At 70.8% G+C, this 15,123-nt stretch carries 12 protein-coding genes; 9 read left to right on the top strand and 3 right to left on the bottom strand.

Annotated elements, in window-relative coordinates:
• Window positions 1-246 precede the first annotated feature (246 nt).
• Complete coding sequence (locus ABH931_RS29870) at window positions 247-783, bottom strand: 2-oxo-4-hydroxy-4-carboxy-5-ureidoimidazoline decarboxylase (RefSeq protein WP_370120079.1); 537 nt, start codon at window positions 781-783, stop codon at window positions 247-249.
• A gap of 381 nt (window positions 784-1,164) precedes the next feature.
• Complete coding sequence (locus ABH931_RS29865) at window positions 1,165-1,911, bottom strand: SDR family NAD(P)-dependent oxidoreductase (RefSeq protein WP_370119956.1); 747 nt, start codon at window positions 1,909-1,911, stop codon at window positions 1,165-1,167.
• Between the two features lie 126 nt (window positions 1,912-2,037).
• Here ABH931_RS29865 and ABH931_RS29860 point away from each other — a divergent pair, with 126 nt between their 5' ends.
• From ABH931_RS29860 to ABH931_RS29825, 8 genes are all read left to right on the top strand, one after another.
• Window positions 2,038-3,621 (top strand): methylmalonyl-CoA mutase, encoded by a 1,584-nt coding sequence (locus ABH931_RS29860; RefSeq protein ID WP_370119954.1) that lies wholly within the window; start codon window positions 2,038-2,040, stop codon window positions 3,619-3,621.
• 147 nt (window positions 3,622-3,768) lie between these two features.
• The gene (locus tag ABH931_RS29855; RefSeq protein ID WP_370120076.1) at window positions 3,769-5,013 is read left to right on the top strand and encodes an amidohydrolase; all 1,245 of its coding nucleotides are present in this window, start codon (window positions 3,769-3,771) and stop codon (window positions 5,011-5,013) included.
• A gap of 361 nt (window positions 5,014-5,374) precedes the next feature.
• Window positions 5,375-6,466, top strand: coding sequence for a BMP family protein (locus tag ABH931_RS29850; protein ID WP_370119951.1), 1,092 nt, complete (start codon window positions 5,375-5,377; stop codon window positions 6,464-6,466).
• A gap of 155 nt (window positions 6,467-6,621) precedes the next feature.
• Window positions 6,622-8,256 (top strand): ABC transporter ATP-binding protein, encoded by a 1,635-nt coding sequence (locus ABH931_RS29845; RefSeq protein ID WP_370119949.1) that lies wholly within the window; start codon window positions 6,622-6,624, stop codon window positions 8,254-8,256.
• Entirely contained in the window at window positions 8,253-9,599 is a 1,347-nt protein-coding gene (locus tag ABH931_RS29840; RefSeq protein ID WP_370119947.1) for an ABC transporter permease, read from the top strand. The genes ABH931_RS29845 and ABH931_RS29840 overlap by 4 nt, the downstream gene beginning before the upstream one ends.
• Complete coding sequence (locus ABH931_RS29835) at window positions 9,596-10,912, top strand: ABC transporter permease (RefSeq protein WP_370119946.1); 1,317 nt, start codon at window positions 9,596-9,598, stop codon at window positions 10,910-10,912. The genes ABH931_RS29840 and ABH931_RS29835 overlap by 4 nt, the downstream gene beginning before the upstream one ends.
• Before the next feature lie 7 nt (window positions 10,913-10,919).
• Window positions 10,920-11,303, top strand: coding sequence for a cytidine deaminase (locus ABH931_RS29830; protein ID WP_370119943.1), 384 nt, complete (start codon window positions 10,920-10,922; stop codon window positions 11,301-11,303).
• A gap of 158 nt (window positions 11,304-11,461) precedes the next feature.
• Window positions 11,462-12,748 (top strand): thymidine phosphorylase, encoded by a 1,287-nt coding sequence (locus ABH931_RS29825; protein WP_370119940.1) that lies wholly within the window; start codon window positions 11,462-11,464, stop codon window positions 12,746-12,748.
• Between the two features lie 64 nt (window positions 12,749-12,812).
• Here the strand turns inward: ABH931_RS29825 and ABH931_RS29820 are convergent, their stop codons facing one another.
• Window positions 12,813-13,985 carry a phosphodiester glycosidase family protein gene (locus ABH931_RS29820; protein ID WP_370119937.1) on the bottom strand — a complete coding sequence of 391 codons (1,173 nt, stop codon included), beginning with the start codon at window positions 13,983-13,985 and terminating at the stop codon, window positions 12,813-12,815.
• Between the two features lie 143 nt (window positions 13,986-14,128).
• On the opposite strand from ABH931_RS29820, the gene ABH931_RS29815 reads away from it, so the two are divergent.
• Complete coding sequence (locus ABH931_RS29815) at window positions 14,129-15,004, top strand: haloalkane dehalogenase (protein ID WP_370119935.1); 876 nt, start codon at window positions 14,129-14,131, stop codon at window positions 15,002-15,004.
• The last annotated feature ends 119 nt before the right edge of the window (window positions 15,005-15,123 follow it).

Below are 15,123 nucleotides of genomic sequence, written 5' to 3'. Positions count from 1 at the left end.
TCGGTGTCGGTCGGCCCGGCCGGATACGGTCCACCGGCCGCGGCCATCGTAGCCAGGCCGGAGGGCCCTCAGCCTGTCGGGGGGCCTGCGTCGGCCCGAGATCCACTCCGATGATCTGCCTGTGACCCGTCCGTGATCCGCCGGAAGGGTCTTCCGCCCTGTGTTTTCCCAGACAGGGCCCGGGTCTGCGCCTACGTGCCGTCAAAGGCGACGGCTCCCGGTGTGGGCGATCTCACCCCCGTGGTCTCACGAAGGCGCCGAGGCGTGAGACGAGACGAGATGGGTGAGCCGGCTGAGGGTGATCCGGCGGAGCTCCTCGGCGGTGGTGCTGCGCTCCTCGTCCGGGTCGTTGCCCAGCCGGGCGCGGATGCTGACCAGCACGGTGTCCAGCATCTCCTCCGGCGGGCAGTCCTCCAGGCTCACCACGAACACGTGCCCGAAGCGCGCCTCGTACGCGGCGTGGGCGGCGCGCAGCGCGGTACGCGCGGCGTTGCTGCCGGGTGCCCGCATGCCGAGCAGGGGCTGCGGCATGATGCTCTCGTCGGCGAGGGCCTCCGTCAGATCCCGGTTCGACATGTCGTACGAGGCCTCGCTCGCGGCGGCGAGCAGCGAGGCGACGTCCGGGTAGGGGCGGTGCGCGGTCATCCTTATCGCCCATCGCCGGCTTCCGCAGCAGGCCAGCAGCGCCTCTTCGGCTGCGCCGGGCGCCGCGTCGTTGAGGCGTGAGAGCCCCGGCAGGGGCGACTGCGGTGCGGACGGCGACGGGATCGGCGACCTGGCCAGCGGGTCCTCCTCGAACAGCGGGTTGGAGCCCTTGAGGTTAAGGGGTGCGACTGACTGCGTCGGCACTACAGAAGACGCCGGAGGCGGTGCCGCAACGACGCCCGAGACAAGGATTCACTCGCACGGGGGATTAAGTCGAGACCTGTGCGACCGCAATGTGAGACAGCGTCAGGCAGTCGGGTTGTCGCACCGCCAAGCGACGTGGCAACCCTCAGGGGCGCGAGGAACTGCGCGACAAGCCACCGTGGGCTTGAGATCCCGAGCGGACAGGACCATCCGCCGCATGGGGGCACCCCCGGCCGAAGGCTGGGGGAGGGTTGCTCGCGCAGTTCCTCGCGCAGTTCCTCGCGCCCCTGGCGGCTGCGCCGCCCGGGCGGGCGGCTAGCGCCGGTGGACCTTGTGCTGGGCGGCCTGCGCGCGGGGGCGGACGACGAGGAGGTCGATGTTGACGTGGGCCGGGCGGGTGACCGACCAGACGACGGTGTCCGCGACGTCCTCGGCGCTCAGCGGGTCGGGGACGCCCGCGTACACGGACGCGGCCTTCGCGGCGTCGCCGCGGAAGCGGGTGAGGGCGAACTCGTCCGTCTTGACCATGCCGGGCGCGATCTCGATCACACGGATCGGCTCGCCCACCAGCTCCAGCCGCAGCGTCCCCGCGATCGCGTGCGCGCCCGCCTTCGCCGCGACGTAACCGCCGCCGCCCTCGTACGCGCCGAACGCCGCCGTCGAGGAGAGGACCACCACCGTGCCGTCGCCGGAGGCGCGCAGCGCCGGGAGGAAGGCCTGAGTGGCGTGCAGCACGCCAAGGACGTTGACCTGGTACATCCGCAGCCAGTCCGCCGGGTCGCCGGACTCCACCGGCTCCGCCCCGAAGGCCCCGCCGGCGTTGTTGACCAGGACGTCCACCCGGTCGAGCGTCGCCGCGAACGCGTCCACCGCGGCGCGGTCCGTCACGTCGACCGCGTGGACGCTCGCCGCGTCCCCGATCTCCTTGGCCAGCGCCTCCAGCCGCTCCGCCCGCCGTGCGACCAGGGCCACGCGGTAGCCGGCCTCGGCCAGACCCCGTGCCGTCGCCGCGCCGATGCCGCTGCTGGCGCCCGTCACGACCGCGACCTTCTGCACTGTCATCCTGTCCGTTCCTCCCATGGGGTGCTGATGATGTGAGCAGCCTCCCAGAGGATGCGACTATTCCCGTGCCGCGCGCATCATTACCCTACGTAGCCAGGTAGCGACATCACTGCGGAGGAGACTCCCATGGCCCGCCTGTCCGAGTCCGGACTGCCCATCGAGCCCGTCTACGGGCCGGACGCCCAGGAGGGCTGGGACCCGGTGGCCAAGCTGGGTGAGCCCGGCCGGTACCCGTTCACCCGCGGCGTCTACCCGACGATGTACACGGGGAAGCCGTGGACCATGCGGCAGTACGCGGGCTTCGGCACCGCCGCCGAGTCCAACGCCCGCTACCAGCAGCTGATCGCCAACGGCACCACCGGCCTGTCGGTCGCCTTCGACCTGCCCACCCAGATGGGCTACGACTCCGACGCGGCGATCGCCCACGGCGAGGTCGGCAAGGTCGGTGTCGCGATCGACTCGGTCGAGGACATGGGGGTGCTCTTCGGCGGCATCCCGCTGGGCGAGGTCTCCACCTCGATGACCATCAACGCGCCCGCCTCGCTGCTGCTCCTGCTCTACCAGCTGGTCGGCGAGGGCCAGGGCGTGCCGTCCGCCGAGCTGACCGGCACGATCCAGAACGACGTGCTGAAGGAGTACATCGCCCGCGGCACGTACATCTTCCCGCCCAAGCCCTCGCTGCGGCTGATCGCGGACATCTTCAAGTACTGCCGGACCGAGATCCCGCGCTGGAACACCATCTCCATCTCCGGCTACCACATGGCCGAGGCGGGGGCCTCGCCCGCGCAGGAGATCGCCTTCACGCTCTCCAACGGCATCGAGTACGTCCGCACCGCGATCGCGGCCGGCATGGACGTGGACGACTTCGCCCCGCGCCTGTCGTTCTTCTTCGTCTCGCGCACCACGATCCTGGAGGAGGTTGCCAAGTTCCGTGCCGCCCGCCGGATCTGGGCGCGCGTCATGAAGGAGGAGTTCAAGGCGGAGAACCCGAGGTCGATGATGCTGCGCTTCCACACCCAGACGGCCGGGGTGCAGCTGACGGCGCAGCAGCCGGAGGTGAACCTGGTCCGCGTGTCGATCCAGGCACTGGCCGCGGTCCTGGGCGGCACGCAGTCGCTGCACACCAACAGCTTCGACGAGGCCATCGCGCTGCCGACGGAGAAGTCCGCGCGGCTCGCGCTGCGCACCCAGCAGGTGCTGGCGTACGAGAGCGACGTCACGGCGACGGTCGACCCCTTCGCCGGCTCCTACGTGGTCGAGCAGTTGACCGACGAGGTCGAGGCCGCGGCGCTGGACCTGATGCGCAAGGTCGAGGAGATGGGCGGTGCGGTCGCCGGCATCGAGCGCGGCTACCAGAAGGCCGAGATCGAGCGCAGCGCCTACCAGGTGGCTCTGGAGACGGACTCCGGGGAGCGGACCGTCGTCGGCGTCAACCGCTTCCAGCTGGACGAGGAGGAGCCGTACGAGCCGCTCCGCGTCGACCCGGCGATCGAGGCGCGGCAGGCGGACCGGCTGGCCAGGCTGCGCGCGGACCGTGACAACGGGGCCGTCGGCCGTGCGCTGTCCGCGCTGCGGCGAGCGGCTGAGTCCCCGGGGGAGAACGTCCTGTACCCGATGAAGGAGGCTCTGGCCGCGCGCGCGACGGTCGGGGAGACCTGCGACGCGCTGCGTCAGGTCTGGGGCACCTACGTGCCGGTCGACAGCTTCTGACGGATCGCGCCGACGCCTGCTGCAACCTCCCGCCTGCTCGCTCGTTGATCCTTTGAGCGAGCAGCGGAGGCAGGCATGAAGAAGAACTCCTACCCCGCCCGGGGCAAGTCATGCGCCGAGCGGGCGACAACCTTCTCGTCCGGCGGTATGAATTTCGGTGATCCCCTGCCCCAACCGCCCCAGGGCCGTAGCCTTGTGGAGGTGAACCAGTCCCATGAGCTGCGGTCCCGCGTCGACGTCCTCCAGTCCGAGCTGATCGCCTTCCGGCGCGACCTGCACATGCACCCGGAGCTCGGTCGGCAGGAAGTACGCACCACCGGGATCGTCAAGGCGAGGCTCGAAGCAGCAGGCCTCGCGCCGCGCGTGCTGCCGGGCGGCACCGGGCTGCTCTGCGACATCGTGCCCGCCGGGCTCTCCGCCGAGCGGGGCGTGATGGGCTTCCGCGCCGACATCGACGCGCTGCCGATCGAGGACGCCAAGCCGCTGGACGTCCCCTACCGCTCCACCGTGCCCGGCACCTGCCACGCCTGCGGGCACGACGTGCACACCGCCGTCGTGCTCGGTACCGCCCTCGTGCTGGCCGAGGCCGCCCGGCAGGGCCGGCTGCGCCGGCCGGTGCGGCTGGTGTTCCAGCCCGCCGAGGAGCAGATGCCGGGCGGGGCGCTGGACGTGATCAAGGCGGGCGTGCTGCCCGGCCTGGAGCGGATCTTCGCCGTCCACTGCGACCCGCGCGTCGAGGTCGGCAGGATCGGCCTGAAGGTCGGCGCCATCACCTCCGCCTGCGACCTGCTCAAGCTCAGCCTCGACGGGCCCGGCGGCCACACCGCCCGCCCGCACCTGACCACCGATCTGGTGATGGCCGTGGCCAAGACGGCCACCGAGCTCCCGGCGGCGCTGCAGCGCCGGATGGACCCTCGCTGGGGCGTGAGCCTGGTGTGGGGCCGGATCGAGTCCGGCTCGGCCGCGAACGCGATCCCGCAGCACGCCGAGCTGGAGGGCACGGTCCGCTGCCTGGAGCAGGCGGGCTGGCGCGAGGCGCCGGGCGCGATCGACGAGCTGGTCGGCCAGATCGCGGAGACGTACCGGGCCAAGTGGGTGCTGGACTACCGCCGGGGCGTGCCGCCGGTCGTCAACGAGGCCGAGTCGATCGCGATGCTGGACCGCGCGATGACGGAACGGTTCGGCGCGGCGGCGGTCGAGCCCACCGAGCAGAGCCTGGGCGGCGAGGACTTCTCCTGGTACCTCCAGGAGGTCCCGGGCGCGCTGGCGCGGCTCGGGGTGCGGGCCCCGGACGAGCAGGGCGTGCGCGACCTGCACCAGGGCACCTTCGACGCGGACGAGCGCGCCATCGGCATCGGCGTGGAGCTGTTCAGCGCCCTCGCGCTGGGCTGACCACTGGGCTGATCGAAGCAACACGAACCCGACAAACGGCGCCGACCCTCCGGGGCGGCGCCGTTTGGTGTCTCATGGTCGTGATAAGTGTGCGCCGTGCGAGCGAAATCGGAGGCGAATCGTCCGCTTTGTGCTCCCGAATGGTGTTCTCCGGTGGGTAGAAATGCGACGATCTGATAACGGCCCCGTGGCCGTAATCCAAATGTGTTCTACGCGCGTTAACCTCGCATCCAATCCGCGCCGAACCAGGTGCGCGTCGACCAAGGAGACCCATGCTCCCGGCTGTCGGGTTCGCTGCGGTTGAGCAAAGCCGCTCCCTGCCCCCGGGCTCTGCGATGTCGGCTCCTATCTGGAGGAATTGATGAACAAGCCCGTTCGGCTGGCAGCGATCGCGACTACGGCACTGGTCGCCCTGACCGCCTCGGCGTGTGGATCGAAGCCCGTGTCGACGTCGGGTTCCAGCAGCTCCGCCCAGGCCGGCGGCAGCTTCAAGGCGTGCATGGTCACCGACACCGGCGGCCTGGACGACCACTCCTTCAACGCCGAGTCCTGGGCCGGTATGCAGGACGCGGCCAAGGCCAACCCGAACATCAAGGTTCAGAACGCCACCTCCGCGACGGAGAACGACTACACCAGCAACATCGCCGGTTTCGTCTCCGCCCAGTGCAAGCTGATCGTCACGGTCGGCTTTGCCATGAACACCGCCACGGTCGACTCGGCCAAGAAGAACCCCACCCAGCACTACGCGATCGTCGACAACACCTCGACCAAGCCGCAGGTGCAGGGCCTGGAGTTCAACACCGCGCAGGGCGGTTTCCTCGGCGGCTACTTCGCGGCCGGCATGACCAAGACCGGCAAGGTCGCCACCTTCGGTGGCGCCAACTACCCGACCGTCACCGTCTACATGGACGGCTTCTGGGAGGGCGTGCAGTACTACAACCAGAAGCACAACACCCACGTGCAGGTCCTCGGCTGGGACGAGACCAAGCAGTCGGGCACCTTCGACCCGACCCAGTCCTTCACCGACCAGGCCGGCGGCAAGCAGATCGCCGCGACCTTCCAGTCGGAGGGGGCCGACATCGTCTTCCCGGTCGCCGGCGGCACCGGCATCGGCGCGCTGGCCCAGGCCCAGTCCTCGGGCGGCAAGCTGAACGCCATCTGGGTCGACGACGACGGCTTCGTCTCCAACCCGCAGTACGGCTCCGTCATCATGACGTCCGTGACCAAGGGCATCGCCACCGCGGTGAGCACCTCGGTGCAGCAGGCCGCGGCGGGCAACTTCTCCGCCACCCCGTTCGTCGGCACCCTGGCGAACAACGGCACCGGCCTGGCGCCGTTCCACGACTTCGCGTCCAAGGTGCCCGCCAGCCTGACCACCGAGCTCGCGACGGTGAAGCAGGACATCATCAACGGCACCATCAAGATCCAGTCCAAGAACCAGCCGACCGGCTGATTTCGGACGGTCCGGGGCGGGTGTGCCATCGCGCACCCGCCCACCGGCCTGTCGGCACCTGGATCGTCCACGTCCAGGGGCTGGCGGGTCCGTCAAGTCCTCGATAGCTTCCGCCGATCGACTTTTGATGCCCGGCGTGAGGAGTGTGTTCACAAGTGCGTCTGGAACTTCGCGGCATCACCAAGCGATTCGGTTCGCTGGTCGCCAACGACCACATCGACCTGACGGTCGAACCAGGTGAGGTCCACTGTCTTCTGGGTGAGAACGGCGCCGGCAAGTCCACGCTGATGAACGTCCTGTACGGGCTGCTCCAGCCCGAGGAGGGCGAGATCGTCGTCGACGGCGTCGCCAAGACCATCACCAGCCCGCGCGACGCCATCGCCAACGGCATCGGCATGGTGCACCAGCACTTCATGCTGGTCCCCGTCTTCAGCGTGGCCGAGAACGTGGTCCTCGGCGACGAGGTCGAGCTCGGCGCCAGCCGTGGCCCGCTGGGCCTGCTGGACCGCCGTCGCGCCCGCAAGGACGTGCAGGAGGTCTCCCAGCGCTACGGCCTCCCGGTCAACCCCGACGCGATCGTCGAGGACCTGCCGGTCGGCGTCCAGCAACGCGTCGAGATCGTCAAGGCCCTGGTCCGCGACGCCCAGACGCTGATCCTGGACGAGCCGACCGCGGTGCTGACCCCGCAGGAGATCGACGACCTGTTCGTCGTCATGAACTCGCTGCGCGAGGCGGGCAAGTCGATCGTCTTCATCACGCACAAGCTCAAGGAGGTCAAGGCGATCGCCGACCGGATCACCGTGATCCGGCGCGGTGCGGTCGTCGGGCAGGCCTCGCCGACCTCCAGCGAGCAGGAGCTCGCCTCGATGATGGTCGGCCGAAGCGTGCAGCTGGTCGTCGACAAGGACGTCAGCAAGCCGGGCAATGCCTCCTTCCAGGTCGAGAACCTCACGGTGCTCGACGCCAACGGCCAGGCCGCCGTCGACGACGTCTCCTTCACCGTCCACGACGGCGAGATCCTCGGCATCGCCGGTGTCCAGGGCAACGGCCAGTCCGAGCTGGCCGAGGCCATCCTGGGCCTGCTGCCGACCGCGGCCGGGACCATCTCCCTGGACGGCAAGGTGCTGACCGGGCGGACCCCGCGTCAGGTGCTCGACTCGGGCGTCGGCTTCGTCCCCGAGGACCGCGGGCACGACGGCGTGGTCGGCGAGTTCACCATCGCCGAGAACCTCGTCCTCGACCTGTACACGAAGGCCCCCTTCGGGCGCGGCCTGTCGATCGACCTGGACGAGATCGCCAAGAACGCCGACGCGCGGATCAAGGAGTTCGACATCCGCCCGGCCGCGGCGCAGCACCCGGCGGGCAAGCTCTCCGGCGGCAACGCGCAGAAGGTCGTCGTCGCCCGCGAGCTCTCCCGCCCGCTGCGCCTGCTGGTCGCCTCGCAGCCGACCCGCGGCGTCGACGTCGGCGCCATGGAGTTCATCCACAAGCGCATCGTCGCCGAGCGCGACCAGGGCCGCCCGGTCGTGGTCGTCTCCACGGAGCTGGACGAGGTGCTGGCGCTGGCCGACAAGGTCGCGGTGATGTACCGCGGCAAGATCGTCGCCACCGTCCCGCCGACCACCTCCCGCGACGCGATCGGCCTGCTGATGGCCGGTATCACCGGCGAGGCCGCCCCCGCCCCCGCCGGGGCCCCGGGTGCCGAGGCCCAGGGCGGCGAGGCCCGGGGAACGGCCGCCACCGAGAGCACCACCGCTGAGACCACGAACACGGAGGAGGCGGACTCGTGAGCACGCCCGAACCTGAGAAGAACGAGCCGGCCGCTGCCCCGACGCCGGCCAAGCCGGCGGCACCCAAGCCCTCGCGGGACTGGGGCACGGTGGTCCGCAACGTCTTCACCGCCGAGAACTCGGCCACGGTGACCTTCCTGGCCATCGTGCTCGCGCTGGTCGTCGGCGCGATCATGATCGTGCTGTCGAACACCGACACGATGAACCAGCTCGGCTACTTCTTCGCCTCGCCGACCGACTTCCTCTCCTCGGCCTGGAACGACGTCTCCAGCGCGTACTCGTCGCTGTTCAAGGGCGCGATCTTCGACCCGGCGACGGTCTCCGGCACCCCGGCGCAGTTCTTCGGCCCGATCTCGAACACCCTCGAGTACGCGACGCCGCTGATCTTCGGCGGCCTGGCCATCTCGGTCGCGTTCCGCGCCGGGATGTTCAACATCGGCGGCCAGGGCCAGCTGATCGTAGGCGCGATCTTCGCGTCCTACGTCGGCTTCTCCTGGACCGCGCTGCCCGGACTGCTGCACATGTTCGCGGCGGTCCTGGCCGGCATCGTCGGCGGCATGCTCTACGGCGGCGTCGTCGGCTGGCTCAAGGCCTACCGCGGCGCGCACGAGGTGATCGTCACGATCATGCTCAACTACGTCGCCTTCCTCTTCCTCGGCGGCTGGCTGCTGAACACCTCGGTGTTCCACGACGCCGCCGCGGCCGGTCAGGCGGTCGGCAAGCCGGCCACCCCGAGTGCGGTGCTGCCGCACCTCTTCGGTGACCAGCTCTTCACCGACATCGGCCTGGTCTTCGCGCTGATCGCGACCGCCGCCGTCGCCTGGTTCTTCAAGCGCAGCAAGCTCGGCTTCGAGGTCCGCGCGGTCGGTCTGCGGCCGAGCGCCGCCCGCACCGCCGGTATCAACGTCAGCCGGGTCCAGATCGCGGCCATGCTGATCTCCGGCGCGCTGATGGGTCTGATCGGTGTCACCCAGACCCTCGGTCTGGCCAACCCGAACAACAACTCGCTGAGCCCCAACCTCGACGCCGGCCTCGGCTTCACCGCCATCACCGTCGCCCTGCTGGGCCGCACCAAGCCGTGGGGCTGCGTCTGGGCCTCGTTGCTCTTCGGCGCGCTCCAGGCCGGTGGCGCCCTGATGCAGACGCAGGCGCAGGTCTCGATCGAGGTCATCACCGTCATCCAGGCCCTGATCGTCATCTTCGTCGCCGCGCCGCAGCTGGTGAAGGAGATCTTCCACCTGCGCGCCCACAAGATCGACACCGGTGCCAAGGGCGAGGACGCCCCGCCGCCCGTCGACCCGTTCCACACCGACACCACCACCGCTGCCGGAGGCGAGGCATGAGCACGGCATCCACCGCTACCGGTGACAACGGAGCGAACGAGGGCCCCCTCACCCTCGCCGAAGCAGCCGCACGTCGGTCCAAGCTGGTCAGCGGCGTCTCGATGGCCGTCGTCGGCGCCCTGGGGCTGTGGGCCTTCGGCCTGACCTCCCGGGTCTCGGGGGCCGCGCACACGATCTTCGGCCTCAAGGAGGACCCGAACGCGGCCGGTGGCCTGAGCCCGATCTCGGCGCCCTCGCAGGCGCTCGCGATCGCGCTGATGTCGCTGGCCATCGTCTGCGGCCTGGTCCGCGCCTTCGCGCCGATCTCGAAGCGGTACCAGCTCTGGACCGCCATCATCTACTTCGCCTCGTACTCGGCGGGCTTCCTGGTCTGGGCCGCGGCCGGCTCCTCGGTCGGCCTGAACGTGCCGGCGATCCTCGCCCAGACGGCCATCCAGGCCGTCCCGCTGGTGCTCGGCTCGCTGAGCGCGCTGCTGTGCGAGCGGTCCGGCGTCGTCAACATCGCGGTCGAGGGCCAGTTCCTCTTCGGCGCGTTCGCGGCGGTGCTGACCGCGTCCACGACCGGCTCCATCTGGGCCGGTGCGATCGCCGGCTGCCTCGGCGGCGCCCTCATGTGCGCCCTGCTGGCGGTCTTCGCCAACCGCTACCTGATCGAGCAGGTCGTCCTCGGCGTCGTGCTCAACCTGCTGGCCTCGGGCGTCACCGGCTTCCTCTACGACCGGCTGATGTCCACCAACGGCGGGACGTACAACAAGGCGCAGGGCTTCAACAACATCCGGATCCCCGGTCTGGCCTCGATCCCGATCATCGGCCCGCTGTTCGACCAGAACATCCTGTTCTACGTCGCCTACCTGCTGGTGCCGGTGGTCTGGTTCCTGCTCTTCCGTACCCGCTGGGGCCTGCGTACCCGCGCGGTCGGCGAGCACCCGACGGCCGCCGACACGGTCGGCATCAAGGTCATCGGCCTGCGCTACCGCAACGTCATCACGGCCGGTCTGCTGTCGGGGCTCGGCGGCGTCTGGCTGACGCTCGGTCTGGCCAGCCAGTTCGGCAAGGACATGAGCTCCGGCAAGGGCTATATCGCCATCGCGGCACTGATCGTCGGCCGCTGGTCGCCGATCGGTTCGCTGGGCGCGGCGGTGCTGTTCGGCTTCGCCACCGAGCTCCAGGTCGCCCTGACCTCGCTCGGCACCCCGATCCCGGGCGCGTTCCTGGCCATGGCGCCCTACCTGGTGACGATCTTCGTCGTGGCGGCGCTGAGCGGCCTCTCCCGCCCGCCGGCGGCGTCCGGCAAGCCGTACATCAAGGGCTGAGGCCGTCATGGAGATCGACTGGGACGTGCTGCGGGCGGCGGCCCGGGAGGCGATGGGGCGCGCGTACGCGCCGTACTCGCACTTCCCGGTCGGCGCTGCGGCGCTGGTCGACGACGGCCGCGTCGTCAGCGGCTGCAACGTCGAGAACGCGTCCTACGGGCTCGGGCTGTGCGCGGAGTGCGGACTGGTGTCCGCGCTCCACGCCTCCGGCGGCGGCCGGCTGGTCGCGTTCACCTGCTGCGATCGCGACGGCGAGCCGTTGATGCCGTGCGGGCGCTGCCGGCAGTTGCTGTGGGAGCACGGGGGAGCGGAGCTGATCGTGGAGTCGGTGTCGGGGATCCGCCCGCTCTCCGAACTCCTGCCGGACGCCTTCGGCCCCGAACGGCTCTAGCCTTCGCTCCCGCCTGTGGCGGCACTCTCCAGGGGCGCGAGGTCCTGCTCGCGCACGCAGTTGATCGAGCACGGCCTCGCGCCCCCTGGCGTTTGCAACTGACTGTTACGCGCGTAGAGTTCTGTCTGTCTCCCCCTTCGCACAACCATGGAGTGCACGTGGACGCCATCTCCGTCATCCGCGCGAAGCGCGACCGCGCCGAGTTGAGCGATGCTCAGATCGACTGGGTGATCGACGCCTACACCCGTGGCGAGGTCGCCGACGAGCAGATGTCCGCGCTGGCCATGGCGATCCTGCTGAACGGGATGAACCTGCGGGAGATCTCCCGCTGGACCGACGCGATGATCCGTTCCGGCGTGCGGATGGACTTCTCCTCGTTGCCGCTGCCCACCAGCGACAAGCACTCCACCGGCGGCGTCGGAGACAAGATCACGCTGCCGCTCGCCCCCCTCGTCGCGGCCTGTGGCGCGGCCGTGCCACAGCTCTCCGGGCGGGGGCTCGGCCACACCGGCGGGACGCTGGACAAGCTGGAGTCGATCCCGGGCTGGAAGGCGCTGCTGTCCAACGACGAGATGATGGACGTGCTGCGCGACGCCGGTGCGGTCATCTGCGCAGCCGGGGACGGCCTCGCGCCCGCCGACAAGAAGCTCTACGCGCTGCGCGACGTCACCGGCACCGTCGAGGCGATCCCGCTGATCGCGTCCTCGATCATGTCGAAGAAGATCGCTGAGGGGACCGGCGCGCTCGTCCTGGACGTGAAGGTCGGCTCCGGCGCCTTCATGAAGAACCTCGCCGACGCGCAGGAGCTGGCCCGCACCATGGTCGGGCTCGGCACCAACGCCGGCGTCAACACCGTCGCGCTGCTGACGGACATGAGCACCCCGCTCGGCCTGACGGCCGGGAACGCGCTGGAGGTGCGGGAGTCCGTCGAGGTGCTCGCGGGCGGCGGTCCGGCCGACGTGGTGGAGCTGACCATCGCGCTGGCGCGCGAGATGCTCGCGGCGGCGGGCGTCACGGGCGGCAAGGACCCCGAGGTGGCGCTGCGCGACGGCTCCGCGATGGACCACTGGCGCCGCATGATCGCGGCGCAGGGCGGCGACCCGGATGCCGCACTGCCGGTCGCGCGCGAGCAGCACGTGTTCACCGCGCCCGCCGGCGGCGTGCTGACCGGCCTGGACGCCTACGCCGTCGGCGTCGCCGCCTGGCGCCTGGGCGCGGGCCGCGCGCGCAAGGAGGACCCGGTGCAGGCCGGTGCGGGCGTCGAGATCCACGCCAAGCCGGGCGCGGTCGTGACCGCCGGCCAGCCGCTGCTGACCCTCCACACGGACACCCCGGAGCGCTTCGCCTACGCCCTGGAGGCCCTGGCCGCCCCCGACGCGGTCACCATCGTCGCCGAGGGCGCGGACTTCAAGCCGACCCCGCTGATCCTCGACCGCATCGCGTAAGCCCCGCCCGCCCGCGCCCGCGCCCGTCCGCCCGCGCCCGTCCGTCCGCGCCGGCCCGGCCCCGTCACGGGCGGGCGTAGACGGCGACGAAGTCGCGGCTGGAGTAGTCGTAGTAGCGCGTGGCGTCGCGGACGAAGTTGACCAGGTTGCGCGGGGTCGGGTCGTGCGGGTTCTTCGTCGCGTCGTAGGAGATGAACGACGGCCAGCTGAGGTTGATGTCCAGCATCATGCCCGTCACCGCGCCCGCCCGCTGCAGCAGCGTGGCCAGGGACTGGACGGTGAGCAGGCGGCCGCCGACGTAGACGACGTCGCCGTTGCGGTCGATGCCGATGCCCGAGCGGGCGACGGCCGCGTTGCCGCCGTCGGTCAGGCCCCAGGTGTCGACGCCGCCGTTGTACGCGTCCTCGGTGACCTGCCCGTGGCGGACCAGCGGTACCAGGCACTGGCGGACGCCGACGACGTCCGGGGCCATCCGCACGTCCTCGTTCCAGACGCCGACGGTCAGTGAGCCGTCGCGGTGGAAGATCTCCGAGGCCGCGCCGGTGCGCAGCTCGCCGATGGTCTGCCCGTTCAGGTAGAAGCCGCCGTGCGAGTCCCCGTTGGAGACCTTGAAGCCGCCGTTGTACGCGGCGACCAGGCCGGTGCGTTCGGCCGGGGTGATGGTCGCCGGGACGGTCCAGTTGCCTCCGGGTTCGGAGACGCCGGGGTGCATCTGGAAGCGGAGCGCGTGCTGCTTCATCCAGACGACGCCGACCGGGAAGTCGGTGTCGTAGGCGTCCGGCCGCATGGTCGTGCTCTGGATCACCGGCTGGCCCTTCTCCTTGACCAGCGGTGCGAAGACCCCCTCGCCGCGCTGCCCCGGGGTGACCAGCGGGCGGATCGCCGCGTGCAGGGGGATCGGCGGCACGGTCGGCGTCGGCCTGGGACGTGGACGGACGGGGCTCGCGTGGGCGACGAGCGTGGCCGCGCCGCAGGCCGAGGTGGTGGTCGCGCGCTGGTGCCGGTTGTCGACCAGGCTCACCACCGAGCCCAGGCCGTGGCAGCGCCCCCACCGCGCGAGCTTGGTCTGCGTCCCGCCCGGCCCCGGCGTGGCGAGCGCGTCGTGCACGCAGTAGCCGGCCACGACGGTGAGCGCCAGGGCGCTGCCGCCCAGCGCCCAGGCCAGGCGCTTTCGGCGCCGCCCGAGGGTCGGCGGGTTCGCAACGGACGGTTCATCCGGCTTCCGGCGCAGTCGCATGGGGGGAGGGGTACCCGGCGCGAACCTCCCCGGGCGCGGAATCACCTGGGTGGAGCAGTACGCCGCAGATAGTAGCCATGGCTATAGAAGCCATGTACGGTAAATGCGAAGGGGAAACCGGATCGCGACGAGGGGAACGCACCATGTCCGAGATCGCCGTGCTCGACTCGACCATGTACTACCTGGAGAGCGGGAGCGGGGCGCCGATCGTGTTCCTGCACGGCAACCCGAGCTCCTCGCACCTGTGGCGCGACGTGCTGCCGGGCATCGGAGGCGGGCGGCTGCTCGCGCCCGACCTGATCGGGATGGGCCGCTCCGGCAAGCCGGAGTCCGCCTACCGCTTCGCCGACCACGCCCGCTACCTCGACGCCTGGTTCGACGGCCTCGACCTGGACGGCGTCGTGCTGGTCGGCCACGACTGGGGTGGCGCCCTCGCTCTCGACTGGGCCGCGCGGCACCCGGAGCGGGTCCGCGGGCTCGCCTTCTTCGAGACCATGGTCAGGCCGCTCGCCTGGGAGGACGTCTCGCCGCAGGCCCGTGCGCGCACCGAGACGCTGCGCGGCCGGGCCGGGGAGGACCTGGTGCTGGACCAGAACGCGCTGGTGCGCCAGGCGTTCACCGGCGGCGTGCTGACCGCGCTGTCCGAGGAGGAGCTGGCGCCCTACCTCGCGCCGTACGCGGGGACGCGCGAAAGCAGGCGGCCGTTGCTGGAGTGGGCGCGCCAGATGCCGCTCGGTGGCGAGCCCGCCGAGCTCGTCGCGCGGATCGAGGCGTACGACGCGTGGCTGGCGAAGAGCGAGGACGTGCCGAAGCTGCTGCTCACCTTCGAGGGATCGCCGACGCTGATGGTCAACGCGGCGACCGCGGCGTGGTGCGCGGAGAACGTCGCCGCGCTGGAGACCGTCCACCTCGGCCCGGCCGGCCACCATGCTCCGGAGGACAAGCCCCGGGAGATCGCCGGAGCGATCTCCGCCTGGGCCGACCGGCACTGTCTGCGCCGAGAGCGGCCGGCCGGCTGACGACGGAGCAGTTCATCGAGGCGGACGTCACGTCCTCCGGGTGGGCGGAGGAGCGCACCTCGCTGCCGAACCGCCGGTTCCAGTACGCCGTGCGGGTCTGCTGGTGCAGGTGGGACGGA

It is taken from the genome of Streptacidiphilus sp. MAP12-33 (assembly GCF_041261265.1).
Lineage (GTDB): Bacteria > Actinomycetota > Actinomycetes > Streptomycetales > Streptomycetaceae > Streptacidiphilus.
The sequence above is the reverse complement of the archived record's forward strand: the minus strand, read 5'-3'. Positions and strand labels throughout refer to the sequence as shown.